Origin of the sequence: Rhodococcus sp. 06-235-1A, from assembly GCF_002258785.1 — a bacterium.
Taxonomy (GTDB): domain Bacteria; phylum Actinomycetota; class Actinomycetes; order Mycobacteriales; family Mycobacteriaceae; genus Rhodococcoides.
The window spans coordinates 314,169-328,532 of sequence record NZ_NOYI01000012.1 but is presented as its reverse complement, the minus strand read 5'-3'; the positions used below and the strand labels follow the sequence as shown (position 1 = coordinate 328,532).

14 protein-coding genes are annotated in these 14,364 nt (G+C 64.4%); 8 read left to right on the top strand and 6 right to left on the bottom strand.

Annotated elements, in window-relative coordinates; translation table 11 throughout:
* Positions 1 to 1,177: 1,177 nt before the first annotated feature.
* Both CH275_RS11980 and CH275_RS11975 read left to right on the top strand, forming a co-directional pair.
* Positions 1,178 to 3,154, top strand: a complete 1,977-nt coding sequence (locus tag CH275_RS11980) for a CHAT domain-containing protein (RefSeq protein ID WP_143546755.1) — start codon at positions 1,178 to 1,180, stop codon at positions 3,152 to 3,154.
* Between the two features lie 98 nt (positions 3,155 to 3,252).
* Positions 3,253 to 3,627 (top strand): hypothetical protein, encoded by a 375-nt coding sequence (locus tag CH275_RS11975; RefSeq protein WP_094678296.1) that lies wholly within the window; start codon positions 3,253 to 3,255, stop codon positions 3,625 to 3,627.
* Positions 3,628 to 4,072: 445 nt separating this feature from the next.
* Here CH275_RS11975 and CH275_RS11965 read toward each other — a convergent pair whose 3' ends face one another.
* Genes CH275_RS11965 through CH275_RS11950 form a run of 4 tightly spaced genes read right to left on the bottom strand, consistent with a single transcriptional unit; the run spans position 4,073 to position 7,954 of the window.
* The gene (locus CH275_RS11965; RefSeq protein WP_094678292.1) at positions 4,073 to 5,101 is read right to left on the bottom strand and encodes an ABC transporter ATP-binding protein; all 1,029 of its coding nucleotides are present in this window, start codon (positions 5,099 to 5,101) and stop codon (positions 4,073 to 4,075) included.
* Positions 5,098 to 5,886, bottom strand: a complete 789-nt coding sequence (locus CH275_RS11960; protein WP_256990983.1) for an ABC transporter permease — start codon at positions 5,884 to 5,886, stop codon at positions 5,098 to 5,100. The genes CH275_RS11965 and CH275_RS11960 overlap by 4 nt, the downstream gene beginning before the upstream one ends.
* Positions 5,883 to 6,722, bottom strand: coding sequence for an ABC transporter permease (locus CH275_RS11955; RefSeq protein ID WP_256990982.1), 840 nt, complete (start codon positions 6,720 to 6,722; stop codon positions 5,883 to 5,885). Before CH275_RS11955 ends, CH275_RS11960 begins: the two co-directional genes overlap by 4 nt.
* On the bottom strand, positions 6,719 to 7,954 hold the full coding sequence (locus tag CH275_RS11950) for an ABC transporter substrate-binding protein (protein WP_094678286.1): 1,236 nt from the start codon (positions 7,952 to 7,954) through the stop codon (positions 6,719 to 6,721). The genes CH275_RS11955 and CH275_RS11950 overlap by 4 nt, the downstream gene beginning before the upstream one ends.
* A gap of 143 nt (positions 7,955 to 8,097) precedes the next feature.
* Here CH275_RS11950 and CH275_RS11945 point away from each other — a divergent pair, with 143 nt between their 5' ends.
* Positions 8,098 to 8,766 carry a TVP38/TMEM64 family protein gene (locus CH275_RS11945; RefSeq protein ID WP_256988713.1) on the top strand — a complete coding sequence of 223 codons (669 nt, stop codon included), beginning with the start codon at positions 8,098 to 8,100 and terminating at the stop codon, positions 8,764 to 8,766.
* Complete coding sequence (locus CH275_RS11940; protein ID WP_094678284.1) at positions 8,763 to 9,374, top strand: CDP-alcohol phosphatidyltransferase family protein; 612 nt, start codon at positions 8,763 to 8,765, stop codon at positions 9,372 to 9,374. Before CH275_RS11945 ends, CH275_RS11940 begins: the two co-directional genes overlap by 4 nt.
* Here CH275_RS11940 and CH275_RS11935 read toward each other — a convergent pair.
* Positions 9,328 to 10,809: a dihydrolipoyl dehydrogenase family protein gene (locus tag CH275_RS11935; RefSeq protein WP_094678282.1), complete on the bottom strand. Its 1,482-nt coding sequence runs from the start codon at positions 10,807 to 10,809 to the stop codon at positions 9,328 to 9,330. The two genes, CH275_RS11940 and CH275_RS11935, sit on opposite strands and share 47 nt — an antisense overlap.
* A gap of 36 nt (positions 10,810 to 10,845) precedes the next feature.
* On the opposite strand from CH275_RS11935, the gene CH275_RS11930 reads away from it, so the two are divergent.
* From CH275_RS11930 to CH275_RS11915, 4 genes are all read left to right on the top strand, one after another.
* On the top strand, positions 10,846 to 11,493 hold the full coding sequence (locus CH275_RS11930; protein ID WP_094678280.1) for a class I SAM-dependent methyltransferase: 648 nt from the start codon (positions 10,846 to 10,848) through the stop codon (positions 11,491 to 11,493).
* 119 nt (positions 11,494 to 11,612) lie between these two features.
* On the top strand, positions 11,613 to 12,041 hold the full coding sequence (arr, locus tag CH275_RS11925) for an NAD(+)--rifampin ADP-ribosyltransferase (protein WP_094678712.1): 429 nt from the start codon (positions 11,613 to 11,615) through the stop codon (positions 12,039 to 12,041).
* Between the two features lie 47 nt (positions 12,042 to 12,088).
* Complete coding sequence (locus CH275_RS11920) at positions 12,089 to 12,955, top strand: alpha/beta fold hydrolase (RefSeq protein WP_094678278.1); 867 nt, start codon at positions 12,089 to 12,091, stop codon at positions 12,953 to 12,955.
* Positions 12,956 to 13,000: 45 nt separating this feature from the next.
* Positions 13,001 to 13,618: a dihydrofolate reductase family protein gene (locus CH275_RS11915; protein WP_094678276.1), complete on the top strand. Its 618-nt coding sequence runs from the start codon at positions 13,001 to 13,003 to the stop codon at positions 13,616 to 13,618.
* A gap of 13 nt (positions 13,619 to 13,631) precedes the next feature.
* Here CH275_RS11915 and CH275_RS11910 read toward each other — a convergent pair whose 3' ends face one another.
* Positions 13,632 to 14,354 (bottom strand): mycothiol-dependent nitroreductase Rv2466c family protein, encoded by a 723-nt coding sequence (locus tag CH275_RS11910; RefSeq protein ID WP_094678274.1) that lies wholly within the window; start codon positions 14,352 to 14,354, stop codon positions 13,632 to 13,634.
* Positions 14,355 to 14,364 lie beyond the last annotated feature (10 nt).

Sequence of the window (14,364 nt, the reverse complement as noted above, 5' to 3'; positions counted from 1 at the left end):
CACCTTCGCCACCTGGGACGACGTTCTAGCGGCAGCAAGTATCGACACCGACCCTGCTTCTGCACGACGCCTGCTTTCAGCAGTGTGCATCGCGGGTCTCTCGTTCGTCGCACGATCAGGTACGAGGCAACCGACCAACGTTTTTCCCAGTGGGTCCCCGGCGAAAGAGGTCGTGAGAAACGCCTCGGTACTGCTCTGCGCGCTTACCGAGAACGAGACCGATAGTTTGTCGCAGTCCCGCCACGCTTTGGGTCTTGTTTCACAGTTGCATCTAGCACGTCGCATGGAAGGTGATTCCACAGACGACAACGAACACCTTCGTAAACTGACGTCCTGTCTACGCGCCGTCAATGCGACCTCGATATCTGATCCTTTGATGGCCGCAATCTTTCAGAATATTATGGGTGGAACATTGCGGAGCCTCAGTCGTCCTTTGGATGCTATCGCTTCGTACCAGCGTTCCCTCTCCTTGCTAAGTGGCATGGACCTTCTGTCTCATACTCACTGGCTGTACGAGGACGCACCCTTCCTTGTGACCGATGCCAAACCAGGTGCCGCATACAAGGTGCACTTCAGAGCTCGTTTGGGAATCGTGAGAGGCCTGTTGGCGTCGTCGGATGTTGCGCGCGCCCAATCAGAGGTCGGGCTGCTAGTAGAATTTGCCGAGAGGCACAAAGAGCACGACCATAAGCTCAGTGGCTGGGCACTGGTCACTCAAGCCAGAGTCCAGCGGGCGGCTAATGACACAAGGGGTTTCCTCGCCACCGAAGCAGAACTGAAGGAACTGGCGGATTCGGGGACCGAAGACGGGCCCTTCTCGCGATACTGGTACACATGCGTGGCCGACAACGCCAGTCATCTCAAGGATTACGGGCGGGTGGAGTGGGCTACCCGCCAGCGTCTAGGCGCGCGAGCACGCAAGATCCTCAAGGTCGACTTCGACGAAGAATCCGCTGGATCTGATGATTTTCGGAAACTGGTAGAACGCGCCTACGCGTTGGGAAGCCGTCTGTCGCTGTCGAACCTGGGTAACGGGTTTTATGACGTCGTCAAAGCTCAGCTCTACAGTGGTGCCCTAGACGGCCATCCTGAACGACGCGCCGAGGCTCTCCGGATTCTGGACGTTGCCGACTTTGCATGGAAAGACTTTTCGGGCAATAGCACTCACTCACTGAGAATGATGCGGGGTTTGGTCACTCTCCTCAATGACGAACCACTGCTCGACGAAGTCACCAGGGAACTGGTCTCCGTGAACCATCAGGCCACCAATGAGAACACCGCACGGCGTGCGTTGGTTGCTGCGGTGCGGTCGGGTGTGGTGGGTAGTTCGGTGGTTCGGGCTCGGTTGGACGAGTTGTTGGGGTCGGTGGATCCGGTGCGGGCTGCGGGAGAGTTCGCGGTGGTGATGGGTCTGTCGGCGGAGTGGTGGTTGCGGGTCAACGATTCCGGTGGGTCGTCGGAGCAGGCGCTCGATTGGGAGTCGGGGGAGCGAGCTGCGCTCGATGCGGTGACCTTGCTGCGTCCGGCGGGTGTGAGTTTGGACCCGGAGCTGGAGGCCGTGTGTTGGCTCAGCGCTGCGCTATCGCTCGATGCCGGTCAGGGTCGGAAGATCGAACAGCTGGAGCGGTTGTTGTGGTCGGTGCGGTGTGTTGCTGAGTTGATGGTCACAGTGTCCACGACCGCGGATCGCTCACGGCTGTCGAATCGGTTTGCCCGGGTGTTCGATGCGGGAGCTGCGTTGGCGGTCGAACTCGGCGATCATGATGCGGCCGATGTGATCATGGAAGCGGCACGCCGGGACCGGGTGGGGCTGATCCTCGCTGAACTGGCTCGAAACCCTGATGTCGACACCGCGATTCGGTCGTCCGCGTTGGCGGTGTCCGACAGTTCCGCGGCGATCCCGACCACCACGACCACCGACGGTGAGGACGGGGACGAGGACGGCGGAACGCCTGCAGTATCCTCGACCGAATCGCGGTCAGCGGCGATTCTGGTCGACCGACAGGGAGCGGTGTCCGATGCCGAGCGTGTGCTGGGTCCGTTGGGTGCGTTGTGCGATGCATCGGCGTTGATGTCGATCACGGCTGCATCGATACTGGACCGGCGGTCGGACCTGACCGGGACGACTGTTGTCCTGCAACTCTTCCCGCAGCAAACCTCTCAGAGTTCCGGTAGAGGCCGCGAGGTATCGACGGTGCGGGTGTATCGGCGTTTGACCTGGATCGAGGGCGGTGACGATTCAGCTGTCGAGGAGCACCTCGACCACTTCGACCCACCGAAAACCCTGTTGGCGACGTCGGCGGAGGACCTCCGCATCTTCGCCTGGTTGCCGACGTTCGCGCAGATCTTGCCGCAGCCGTTGCTCGATCTTCTGGCTCGTGCTGACCGTTCCTCTCCGGTGCGGTTGATGATCGTACCGACAGGGCTGTTCCACGTTCCGTTCGACGCACTGCCCCTTTCTGGATCCGGGCTTCGGGACGAAATGCTGATCGACCGGGCTGTGGTCAGCGTGCACGGATCGCTCACCAGCATGCTCGCATTGATGCGGACCGACACCGTCTCCTCGATTGTCCCCTCGATCGCCGTGTATGACGGTGAACGAGCAGACGGCGAACTCAAGCACGTCGAAGCCGAGTTCATTTCGTTGAACACCCATGTGCCCGGCGTGATTCGAGTGCGCGGTGCCGAGGAACTACGTGAGCGTCTTCGCAAGGACAGTGACTCGGAGCCGATCGCGATGTTGGCCATGGGTGTGCACGGAAGCAGCGACGACCACGGCTGGGGCCAGGGCAAAACGATGCCCGACGGTTCGATCGTCACGGCTGCTCAAGCCTTGGGCTGGAAAGCTCCACGTCTGTGCGTGCTCGCGTCGTGCCACTCACCGATTACCGCCGCAGACGGAGTCGAGCTCAGCGGATTTCCGTTGGCGTTGATGTTGACCGGAGCCGCCACCGTCATCGGTGGCCTCTACGACATCGACGACGAGGCAACCACAGCCATCATGAACCGGTTCTGGGAGCTCTATGCCGGTGGGACTGTACCGTTGATCGCCCTGCACCAGGCCAAAGTCGAATGGCTGCACCACAACCCGGACGTCCGCCGCACGCCGCGACTGTGGGCCGGACTCGTCACCTACGGCGCAGCAACCCAATGACATCGCACAGCACTGAACCTTCACCGATGTCGACACGACCTCATCAGTGACGCTCACCGCCGAGCATCGGCATCGAGCACCACCGAAGGGATCTTCCGATGGATACCAAAACGCTTGCCACTCGCGGCACGTGGAACAGAACGGTTCAGAAGATGGTGCTGGTGGCGGCCGCGATCGCCGTCATGCTGGGGGCGATCATCGGGTCCACCGGCACCGCCGACGCCACCACCTCCCGCTGCGGTGACGGCCGCTGCGTGGTCTACCTCAACAAGCAGGAGACACGCGACCTCGGTCAGGGCAGGGCCCCACGCCTACCCGGCGGTCTGCCCTGGCAGATCACCGTCTCCTACAACGCACTGATCAAGGGCCACCAGTACATCGCCCGCCAGTACGCCAACCGAGGTTGGTGCTCCGCCTTCCTCCTCTCCACCCGCCCCTGGGAGAACCAGGGCTACACCGGCTACGCCTGCTAGACCAAACCCCGATGACCCGTGTGGTGGTGGCCAATCGGCCACCACCACACTCGCCCCACACTCGCCCCACAGTCCGTGCAACTTCGAGAGGAACACTCGTGCCGAGACGCTGTAATCGTTGCCCCAACACGCTCTGGGCGGGTCATTCATTCGGACAGATGAACGGACACGATCGATCAGCGAAATGCTCGCGGCTATCACCTACGCACTCCATTACGTCGAGATCATGTGCATCGGGATCGCTCGTAGACGCCAACTGCCCTTGCCAAAGGCTGTCCATTCCCAGCGACCCCGACCTCTTGCTTGCCCGTTGGGCTCGATGTTCCTGGCCGGCGATAGCGCTGGTCAGGATTTCCTGACGTTGCGGGAACTGTAGTTTCTTGGGTAAGTGACACTAGCGTTGAAGGCCGGGACGCTAGGACTGCGAACAGCCACATCTTCGACCTCAATCCGTGACAAACCTCGCCCGACTCGGAATCTTCAACCCCACTGCATCCCCGACTCGCACCGCAGATCCCGCGTCCAACTCCACCTTCACAGTCAGCGAGCCCACGGTCACATCTGCGATACTGCGGAACCCGGTTGGCCGCAGACCGGAAACGACTCCACGAGTCCCGTTGTCATTGAGCGTGATCAGCTCATGCCGCACCAGCAACACGGCAGGCCCAGCCGGAAGCGAGACCCCCTGGACCTCCAGCTCCCCGAGCTCGGAGCGGTGCACCCCAACCCCATCCCACTGACCCTTGATTTCGTTCATCCCGCCCATCAGTCGCGAGACTGCCAACGTGCGAGGACGCGTGTAGGCGGTCGCGATGTCGGAGTGATGCTCCAGCCGGCCGTCGATGAGCACCGCCACCGAATCGGCCAGCACCGCCGCTTCCTGTTGATCGTGGGTGACGAGAAGCAGAGTCTGATCCAGCGTCGAACGCAGTTCGCGAACCAGGTCGTGCATCTCGCTGCGCAACACTGGGTCCAGCGCACTGAAGGGCTCGTCCAACAACAACACTCGCGGCGAACCGGCGAGCGAACGCGCCAACGCCACCCGTTGGGCCTGCCCGCCCGACACCTCGGACACCGCGCGGCCCCCGATGTCACCGAGATGCACAAGGCCGAGGTACTCCCGGGCACGTTCGCGCGACCGCTTGCGACTCTCCCCGGCAGCGCGGTAGGCGAAGCCGATGTTGTCGAGTACCGACATGTGCGGGAACAACATCGGACGCTGGAACACCATCCCCACCCCGCGGTTCTCGGCCGCAACGCCGTTCACCTCGCGGCCGTCGATGCGCACTGTGCCGGCAGTGGGTGAATCGAGGCCGGCAATGAGCCGCAGCGCAGTGCTTTTGCCCGAGCCCGAGGGTCCGAGAATCGCCGTGCACGACCCCGGCGGCACGGTGAGATCCAGTGAGTCGAGTGCCGCAACCGATTGACCGGCATGGACTTTCGTGAGTCTGTGTACGGACAGTTCGACGCTCATCGCGCACTCCTACGACGTAGCCGAGCGAGCATGAGCACCAACAACAACGGCGGCACCACGGCAGCTACCGACAGTGCAGCCACCACCGAATCGTTGCCGGTCCCGGCAGCGAACGAGGCGACGAGAATGGGCACGGTGACCAGTCTGCCCCCACCGATCAGCAGGGTGATCACGTAGTCGCTCCACGCCACGAGGAACGCCAGCAGTGCAGCCCCCGCCAAGGCTGGAGCCAGCAGCGGAATGCGAATTCGCCGCAGCACCATGGCGCTCGACGCACCGAGCGTTCGCGCTTCTTCCTCGTAGCCGATGTCGTACGCGCCGAACGCCACTCGCATCAGATACGTCGTGTACGGAATGGCCGCAACGGTCAGCAGCGCGATCACCGCGACCGTGCTCGGAATGCGCGAGCGCAGCACCAGGACATCGAGTCCCAACGCCACGGCGAACGGGGGCAAGGCCAGCGGAGCGAAGAGGATGCCGGCCACCAAAGCGGGGAAACGCACGGTACCGTTCACCAGGGCACGAGCCGCCAACGCGCCCAATGGCGTTGCGATGACAGCGACGGCGAGAGCGAGCAGGGTAGACCGCACGAACGCATCGACGCCCCCGGCATCGAGGGCACTGCGGACGCCGTCGAATCCCCATTCCTGGGGAACCGAACCGGGAAACGACCAGCGATTGCTGATGGCCCACAGGACAACCGGAATCAGCGGCAGCAGGAACCACAGGACCAGCACGGCCCGACCGAACGCTGGAAAGACCCGAGTCACTTCCACCTTGTTCATTTCCACGCTGCCGATCTGCGCAGATAGTGCAGTGCCACCGCGGCCACGACCACCGTCAGAGCGGTAGCGATCGTCGCGGCAGCTGCTGCCTGCGGACGTGTCTCGAGATCAATCGAGGTGAACAGGCGAATTGCCATCACCGACAACGGCTCCGGATACGGTCGACCCAGAATGCGGGCCACCTCGTACGATCCGACCGTGTAGGCGAACGCGATAGCCGCCGACGCGATCAGTGCGGGCCGGGCCAACGGCAGCGTGACCAACCGCAGCCGAGCCCACCGGCCGGCACCCAAGGTCGCGGCCGCCTCGTCGAATGCAGCTACGCGGGTGGCGAGCGTGCCCGACACGACGACGGCCACGAAAGCCGATTCCTTCCAGGCGTATTCGGCGACGACGGCGATCCACCACTTTCCACCGACCAACTCCGGCCAGCCGCCGTCGGTCATGCCGAGAATACGAGGCAGCATTCCTGAATCTGCCAACAGCAGTGCCATCGCGGCGGCACCGATCAGGTGCGGCACCGTGACCGTCAACCCAGCAGCGACCAACGCGGCGCGTCCACCCGACAAGGCCGTCAGCGCCGCGGCAAGCCCGATCACCGTGGCCAACGCCGTCGAGACTATGGCAATCGACAGCGTCAGCGCCACCGAACGCCACAGGTCGTCGCCCAGAGCGGAGTACGCGTCGACCGATAGTTCGGGGGTACCGACCAACGGCATCAGACCCAGGCTCTGCAGCACCACGGTTCCGAGACCGCCGCCGACGACCAGCACGACCAAGACGACGGCGGGAAGCACCGCCGCCATCCCGCGAAAGCTTTTCGTGGACGCGCTCACTGACCGGCGAGCACGCTTCGACGCCAACCCTCGTCGAGCGGGGTGACCCACTCCGCGGACAGCTCCGGGTGCGCGTTCGCCGAGATCACCTCGTACGAAGGAACCACCGGCGAGGACGGGAGCTGCTCGAACTGCGCGCGCTCCTCGGGGGTCAGACGCGCGATGTCCAATGCAGTGAACTGGCCCCACACTTCCGGCGTCGCCTTTGCAAGCTGTTGCTCGGGCGACAACGCGAGATTGGCAACCACCTGCGCCGCGGCAGACTTCCCCGACGTCGACGGAATGGCAAGGAAACTCGCATTCCCGACGGTTCCCTCGTCGAGAGTCAGGACGCGGGTCTCCGGCGGGAAGGTGCCGTCGGCGACGAGTTTCGGGAGGGTCGCGGGGCCGTACGTCATGGTCATGTCGACCTGGCCACCGGCGTAGAGGGCGTCGAGCTCGGAGGAGGACTGCGGATACGTCGTTCCTTCGCGCCACAGCGACGGGGCGAGCTCGTTCAGTCGGTCGAACAATGCTGGGGCGAGTCGATCGTAGGAGTCCTGATCGAATCGCGCGGGCACCTCGTCGACGCCGCCCGAGGCATTGATGAACGCCTCACGCACGAACACCGAGCCGGTGAAGTCCGGGGGAGCGGGGTAGGTGAAGCGGCCCGGGTTCGCGCGAGCCCAGTCGAGCACACCGTCGAATGTCGTCGGAGGATCGGGGATGGCTGCCGCGTTGTAGACCAGAGTGAATTGAGCTTTGTGCCAGGGTGATTCGCAGTTCTCGACCGGAGTGCCGAAGTCGTCGAGCAGCAGCGGATCCTCGGGATCGGTCAGTTCCATGTTCGGCAGATTCTGCGTCCAGCCGCACAGCCACGCCCCGGCCTGCTTACCGGTGCCGAAGTTCGCGCCGTTGACCCACACCAGGTCCACTTCGCCGTCGGTCACCCCGGCCTGCCGCTCGGACAGGATGCGGTTGACGGCGTCGGTGGTCGATTCCACCGGTACTCTGCGCAGCGTGACGCCCGCTTCGGCCGCCGCGGGGGTGAGCACGTCGTCGACATAAGCATTGCCCTGCCCGTCGCCGCCGTACATCCAGAGCGAGACGGTCTGCCCCTGTGCCTGCTCCTGGATCTCGCTCCACGGCAGGGCATCGGCGATCGGGGCTTCCGAATCGGGCGCAGCGCAGGCGGTGAGCAACAGCCCTGCGCTCGCAGCGATCGTCACTGCGCGCCGTACTGAACGAATCACCGTGGGCCTCCAGATCAACCGAAGCAGCCGTCGTCGACGCTGCCCTCACCACCGTAATCGGTCGTATGGGACAACCGCTGAACACGCGGGCAGACCGGTCGTGTGCACAATGGATCCTGACCGCCGAACGAGAGGCACACATCGTGACGCAGGACCGCCCGACGCGTAGTCGTCGCGGCACCACCCTGAAATTGCTCGCGGCTGCCGTGGTCGTCGTCGCCGTGGTGATCGTGCTCGGCACCGTCGACCTGCCCGATCCGTCGTTCATCCGTGACCGAGTGGCGTCGGCCGGGCCTTGGGGCATCGCGTTGTTCGTCGTGCTCTATGCCGTCCTGTCGGCCACTCCGTTCCCCGCCAGCACGTTGACCATCGCGTCGGGACTGCTGTTCGGATTGGCTGTGGGCGCAACCGTCGTGGTGTTCGCCGCCACGATGGGGGCGTATCTCGGGTACTGGGGAGCGCGGGCGCTGGGCCGCGGCCAGGTGGCCCGCACCGAATGGGACAGGCTCCGCCGGCTCGACGCCATGCTCGGACGACGCGGATTGCTGTCGGTACTGCTCGTGCGTCTGGTGCCGCTGCCGTTCTCCTTGGTGAACTACGCGGCCGGAGTCAGTGCCGTGGGGCAACGTGACTACGTGGTGGGCACCATGATCGGCATCGTGCCCGCGACCGTCGCCTACACCGCACTCGGGGCCTACGGAACGTCTCCGCTGTCGTGGCCGTTCGCCATCGCACTGCTCGCGGTACTGGCGATCGCGGCCGGTTCGGCCCTGTTGGCGCGACGTCTGGGACTCACCGGAGCTGCCGAATGATCGACAGCTTTCTGCGCCGCCATCTCGAAGGCCCGCTCGATCGCTGTGCCCGCACGCTCGACCGCCCGTCGATCACGCCCGACCGCATCACCGCCGCCGGACTGATGCTCGGTCTCGGTAGTGCACTGGCAGCGGGCCTGCAGTTCTGGTTGCTCGCGTTGGCGCTGTGGATCGTCTCCCGCATCGCCGACGGTCTGGACGGGCCTCTCGCGCGTAGGCGGTCGACAACCTCTGGGGCCGGCGGATTCTTCGACATCACAGCCGATTTCGTGGTCTACGGCTCCACAGTGGTGGGCGTCGCGGTGGGTGCCTCGGCAGGATACGACGCCCCCTGGTGGCCGTTCCTGCTGGTGCTGCTGGCGTATTACATCAACGGCACAGCGTTTCTTGCGTTCTCCTCGATTGCCGAGCGCACCGGTCGCACCATCGACGACGGCCGCTCGTTGTCATTCCTCGGCGGCTTGGCCGAGGGAGCCGAAACGATTGCGGTGCATTGCCTTTGGCTGCTGTTGCCGGGTATCTCGTGGCAGATCGCGGTGGTCTGGGCGGCGGTGGTCGCGGTCAGCTCGACCCAGCGGATCTTCGCCGGGTATCGCGCGCTCTCCTGATCCAAGCGCCGCGCACCTTCGCCAGTGCGGCCGTTGCGCGGGAAATCAGCGGAGAACCCAACTGCGCCTTCATGTCCGCTATCGCCGCGTTCCACGGCCCGTCGTTGTACGTCGGATACGGATGGGTGGCTCCGGCGAGATCTCGGGTACGCAGGCCCTGCTCGATGGCGATGATCAACTCCCCGATCGTCTCGCCCGCTCGCGGTCCCACCACGCAGGCTCCGACGATGCGTCGCTTGGCGTCGAGCACGAGCGTCGTCGATCCGTTCGTTGCCCCCTCGGTCACGGCGCGATCGACGTGGTGGTGGGCCAGAGTCTGCAGTCGAAGTCCGCGCTGCCGCGCGGTTCGCACATCGATTCCCGCCGAGGCGATCTCGGGATCGGTGAACGTCACCCGCGGGGTTCCCGTCGTACTCACCTTTCGATGAAGGCCAAGGACCGCGTTGCCGGCGGCCAGACTGCCGTGCACACCGGCGGTATGAGTGAACTGCGGATGGCCGGTGAGATCTCCGGCCGCCCAGATGCGGGGATTGGTGGTCCGTAGATTCTCGTCGACCTGAACGAATCCCTTGTGGTCCAATTCCACACCGGCAGAGTCCAAGCCGAGCTCCGCGGTCCGCGGAGTCCGCCCGGTGGCGACGAGCACTCGGTCGAAAGCGATGTCTACGCCCGTGTCGGTGGTCGCCGAACCCTCCTCGATCTGCACAACGGCGGTGGAGGTCAGAACGCGCACGACCTCGTCTGTCAGTGCCTGCGTGAGAATCGAGGTCGCCGACGCATCCTCGCGTGGCAGGATCGTGCCCGACCTTCCGACGAGAGTCACGTCCGATCCGAGGCGCGAGAATGCTTGCGCCATTTCGCAACCCACCGATCCGGCCCCGACGATCAGTAGTCGCTGCGGTAGGTCCTTCAGATCCCACAGGGTATCGCTGGTCAGGTAGTCCACGTGCTCGAGGCCGTCGATCGCCGGCACCGTGGGATGGGCTCCGGTGGTCACGATCGCGTGGCCGAAATCCAGGGTCCGCGTACCGACGGAAACGGTGTTCGGCCCGGTGAATACGGCGTCACCGTGGATTACATGCACTCCGGCCTCGGTCAGGGCCTCCGGTGAATCGATCGGCGCGATCTCGGCAATCGCACTGTGCACGTGCTGCATCACGCGCGCGAAATCCACACTCGGTGGCTGGGTGACGATGCCGAACCGGGACGCGGATCGAACCGTCTGCGCCACCGAAGCAGCCGCGAGCAGCGCTTTGGACGGCACGCAGCCGGTCCACAGGCAGTCGCCGCCGGTGCGGTCCCGCTCGATCAATAGGACACGAACGCCGAAACCCGCTGCGGTCTTCGCCGCCACGATGCCGGCGGTGCCGCCGCCCACCACGACCACGTCGGCGCGGTTCTCGGGCACACTCGAAGACGAACGACGGATTCCCATACCTCCCACTATGCCTGCGCCTTGGAGAGACCCGAGATGAGACGACCGACCAAGTACACCGTCTCGGCGCGCCTGTACGACGTGATCTCCTTCGAGTGGCCGGTGTATCGCGCCGGGCGGGAGGCGGCGTTCGAGTTGCTGAATCTGCCTGTGGGGAGCCATGTTCTGGACCTCGGCTGCGGGACGGGGCTGAATTTCGCGGGGCTGCAGCGAATGGTCGGCCCGACCGGCTCGATCACCGGAGTCGACGCCAGCCCGCAGATGCTCGAACAGGCCCGACGGCGAGCCGACCGGTTCGGTTGGGGCAACGTCACGCTCGTCGCAGCCGACGCCACCGCCCTGACGTCCGCGGATCTGGGGGAACAGGCCCCGTTCGATGCGGCCCTGAGCACCTACGCGCTGTCGCTGATGACGCCATGGCAGGCGGCCCTCGAGGCGATGATCGCGGCGACGAGAGCGGGCGGCGTCGTGGCTGTCGTCGACATGCAGCGTCCCATCGGACGGGCGGCGGGGTGGACCCCGCTGGCGACGCTTGCGTGTCGACTCGGTGGGTCGAATATCGAGGCTCATCCGTGGACGGCGATGACGCCAGTGCTGCGGGATCTTTCGGCCCGCGCTGTCCGCGGTGGCCATATCCAGGTTCGCGTCGGGACTGTCGGCTACCGCCCCGCAGAGCGGAATTGATGTAGGTCGCACGCCTGCTGTTGCTTTCAGTGTATCGCCGGGGTGGGGGCTTGCGGCAAGACCCCGTCGAGCATGCACAATCTTCCGGCTACCGACACGGAGGGATTTCTATGGCAGACATGGCCGATACACCGGAGCGTTTTCGAGTGCACGAATCCGGTGCTTACTTTCATGGCACCAAAGCCGATCTCGAGGCCGGTGATTTTCTGGTCCCCGGTTATCGCTCGAACTACCGTCCCGAGCACATCTCGAACTACATCTACATGACCAAAGTGCTGGACGGTGCTGTGCTGGCAGCCGAGATGGCCGTCGGCGAGGGGAATCCGCGGGTCTACATCGTGCAGCCGACCGGCCGTGTTGAGGACGACCCGAACGTGACGGACAAGAAGTTCCCCGGCAACCCGACGCACTCCTATCGCAGCGCGGAACCGGTGCGCATAGTCGAGGAGACGACCGACTGGGTAGGACACTCACCCGGGTACCTGCAGCGTTTCAGAGACGGTCTCGAGAAGTTGAGACAGACGGGCACCGCGGTTCTCTACGACTAGGCGGCACCTCCCGGTGAGTTTTCGCTCGGATCGAGGTCCACACGAGCATGACGACACAGACCGTTTCCGTTCCCGGTGCGACCCTGACCTATGACGTGATCGGTGACCTCGAGCCAGGTGTCACCCCCTTGGTGCTCATCGGCTCACCGATGGATGCGAGCGGGTTCGGGACGTTGGCATCGCACTTCCGCGACCGGGTGGTCGTCACGTACGACCCCAGAAATGTCGGACGTAGTAGACGAGACGACGCGACCTCCGCAGTCACCTTCGGCGAACACGCCGACGACCTGCATGCAGTGCTCACCGCCGTCGGCCACGGGCCTGTCGATGTGTTCGCCTCCAGCGGGGGTGCGGTCAATGCGCTGGTGCTCGTCAGCAGGTACCCGTCCGATGTTCGGACGTTGGTGGCCCACGAACCACCCGCCGGAGGCACTCTGCCGGACCGCGAAAACATCGCGACAGTGTGCGCGAACATGGTGACCACGTACGACGCTCACGGCCGCGGGCCGGCCATGGCCCAGTTCATGTCGCTGCTGATGCACGTAGGACCGATCGACGACGCGTTCTTCGCACGCCTGGCACCGGACCCGGCGCAGTTCGGCCTCCCAGCCGAGGACGACGGAACCCGCGACGATGCGCTGATGTCCAACATGCGCGGGGGCGGAGTGGATTTCGCACCGGACGTCGAGGCGTTGCGTGCTTCACCCACCGCGGTGGTGATCGGCGTAGGGGAAGAATCCGGCGGTCCCGAGGACGGTCACATCGCGGCTCGCGCAGCGTATTCGACTGCGGCGCTGCTCGGATCGGAGCCGATCGTCTTTCCCGGTGGCCACTCGGGCTTCCTCGGCGGCGAATTCGGTCAGACCGGAAAGCCGACAGAATTTGCCGAGAGTCTGCGGAAAGCTCTGGGCTGAACAAGGTTTCGTCACACAGAAAAACCCACCGAACCAGGAGTAATCATGGGCCTCATCACGTTGGAGCTTTTCGCCACGCTAGACCTCGTCGCACAATCACCCGGGAGCCCCGAGGAAGATCCCGAGAACTTCCCCTTCGGTGGCTGGCAGGTCCCTCTGCTCGACCAGGTCTCCGGGGCGCAAGTTGTCGCCGCATACGAGGGCACCGATGCGCTCCTGCTCGGTCGGCGCACCTATGACATCTTCGCTGCGTACTGGCCGAACCAAAACGATTCGTTCGCAACGTTGTTCAACGCGATCCCCAAATACGTGGCCTCGCGTGGCACACCCGATCTGCCGTGGGATGGTTCGACCCAACTCGGACCGGACCTGGTCGGCGCAGTGCGTGAAATCCGAGAGAGGCACGACCACATCAAGGTAGTCGGAAGCCTCGATCTGGTTCAGACTCTGTTGCGCGAGAAGCTGTTCGATCGGCTCGATCTATGGGTGCACCCCATCGTTCTCGGAGTGGGAAAGAGAGTCTTCGCCGACGGCACCGTGCCCAGCAACTTGACGTTGCTCGAGCCACCGGCCGTCGGAGGCAAAGGCACCGTGTACCTGCGTTACGGACTCGACGCGGGAACCCCGGGGGCCGGCAACATGGACGACGTGCGAGGCGGCTGATCCCGCCGACGCATCACCTTTTCTGTCGTCGACTCCCGGCGTGCCAGTCTTGTTGCACGCCTACCTCGTCCTCCTGAACCCCCAGCGCTTTCAGCTGGGGGAGCTCACGCAGGCTGCGCTTCATCTCGGCGAAACCGGAGAATCGAGCGAGTCCGATCACGTTGTCCCACAGCGCTACTGCCTCCTCGTCGCTGGGGAGCCTGCTGATCACGGGACCGAAGAACGCGACACCGTCCGGCGGCTCGAAGGCGATGATGGGGGTTCCGACGTCCTTGCCGGTGAGCGAGAGAGCATGATCGGTTTCGGCCCGGATCTCGTCGTCCAGAGTCGAATCATCCAGTGCTGCAGTGTGACGGGTGGGCAAACCGAGTTCTTCGAGGATCGGCCCGAAAAATTCTGCAGTGCCCCGATGGCCGTGGCTCGCAGCGTCGTCGGGCACTACCTCGGTGTCGAAGATGCGCGTTCCGAGGGCCTCGTACAGCGGTCCGACAGCGTCCGACCCATGCTCACGACGAACAGAGGCAGCGGCCCGCAACAGTCGTAGACCCGCCGTGTGGCCGGCCTCGTACTCGGGCGGAAAGTGAGCGTCGTAGTCGATGTGGGAATTGAGCAGTCGCAGCGAGATGAACCGCCAGTCGACGGTGTACTCGCGCTGGGCTTGGACCTTGCGGACCCACTTGCTGGTCATCCAGGCGAACGGGCACACCGGATCGAAATAGAAATCGATATCGGCCATCGAGTGAACG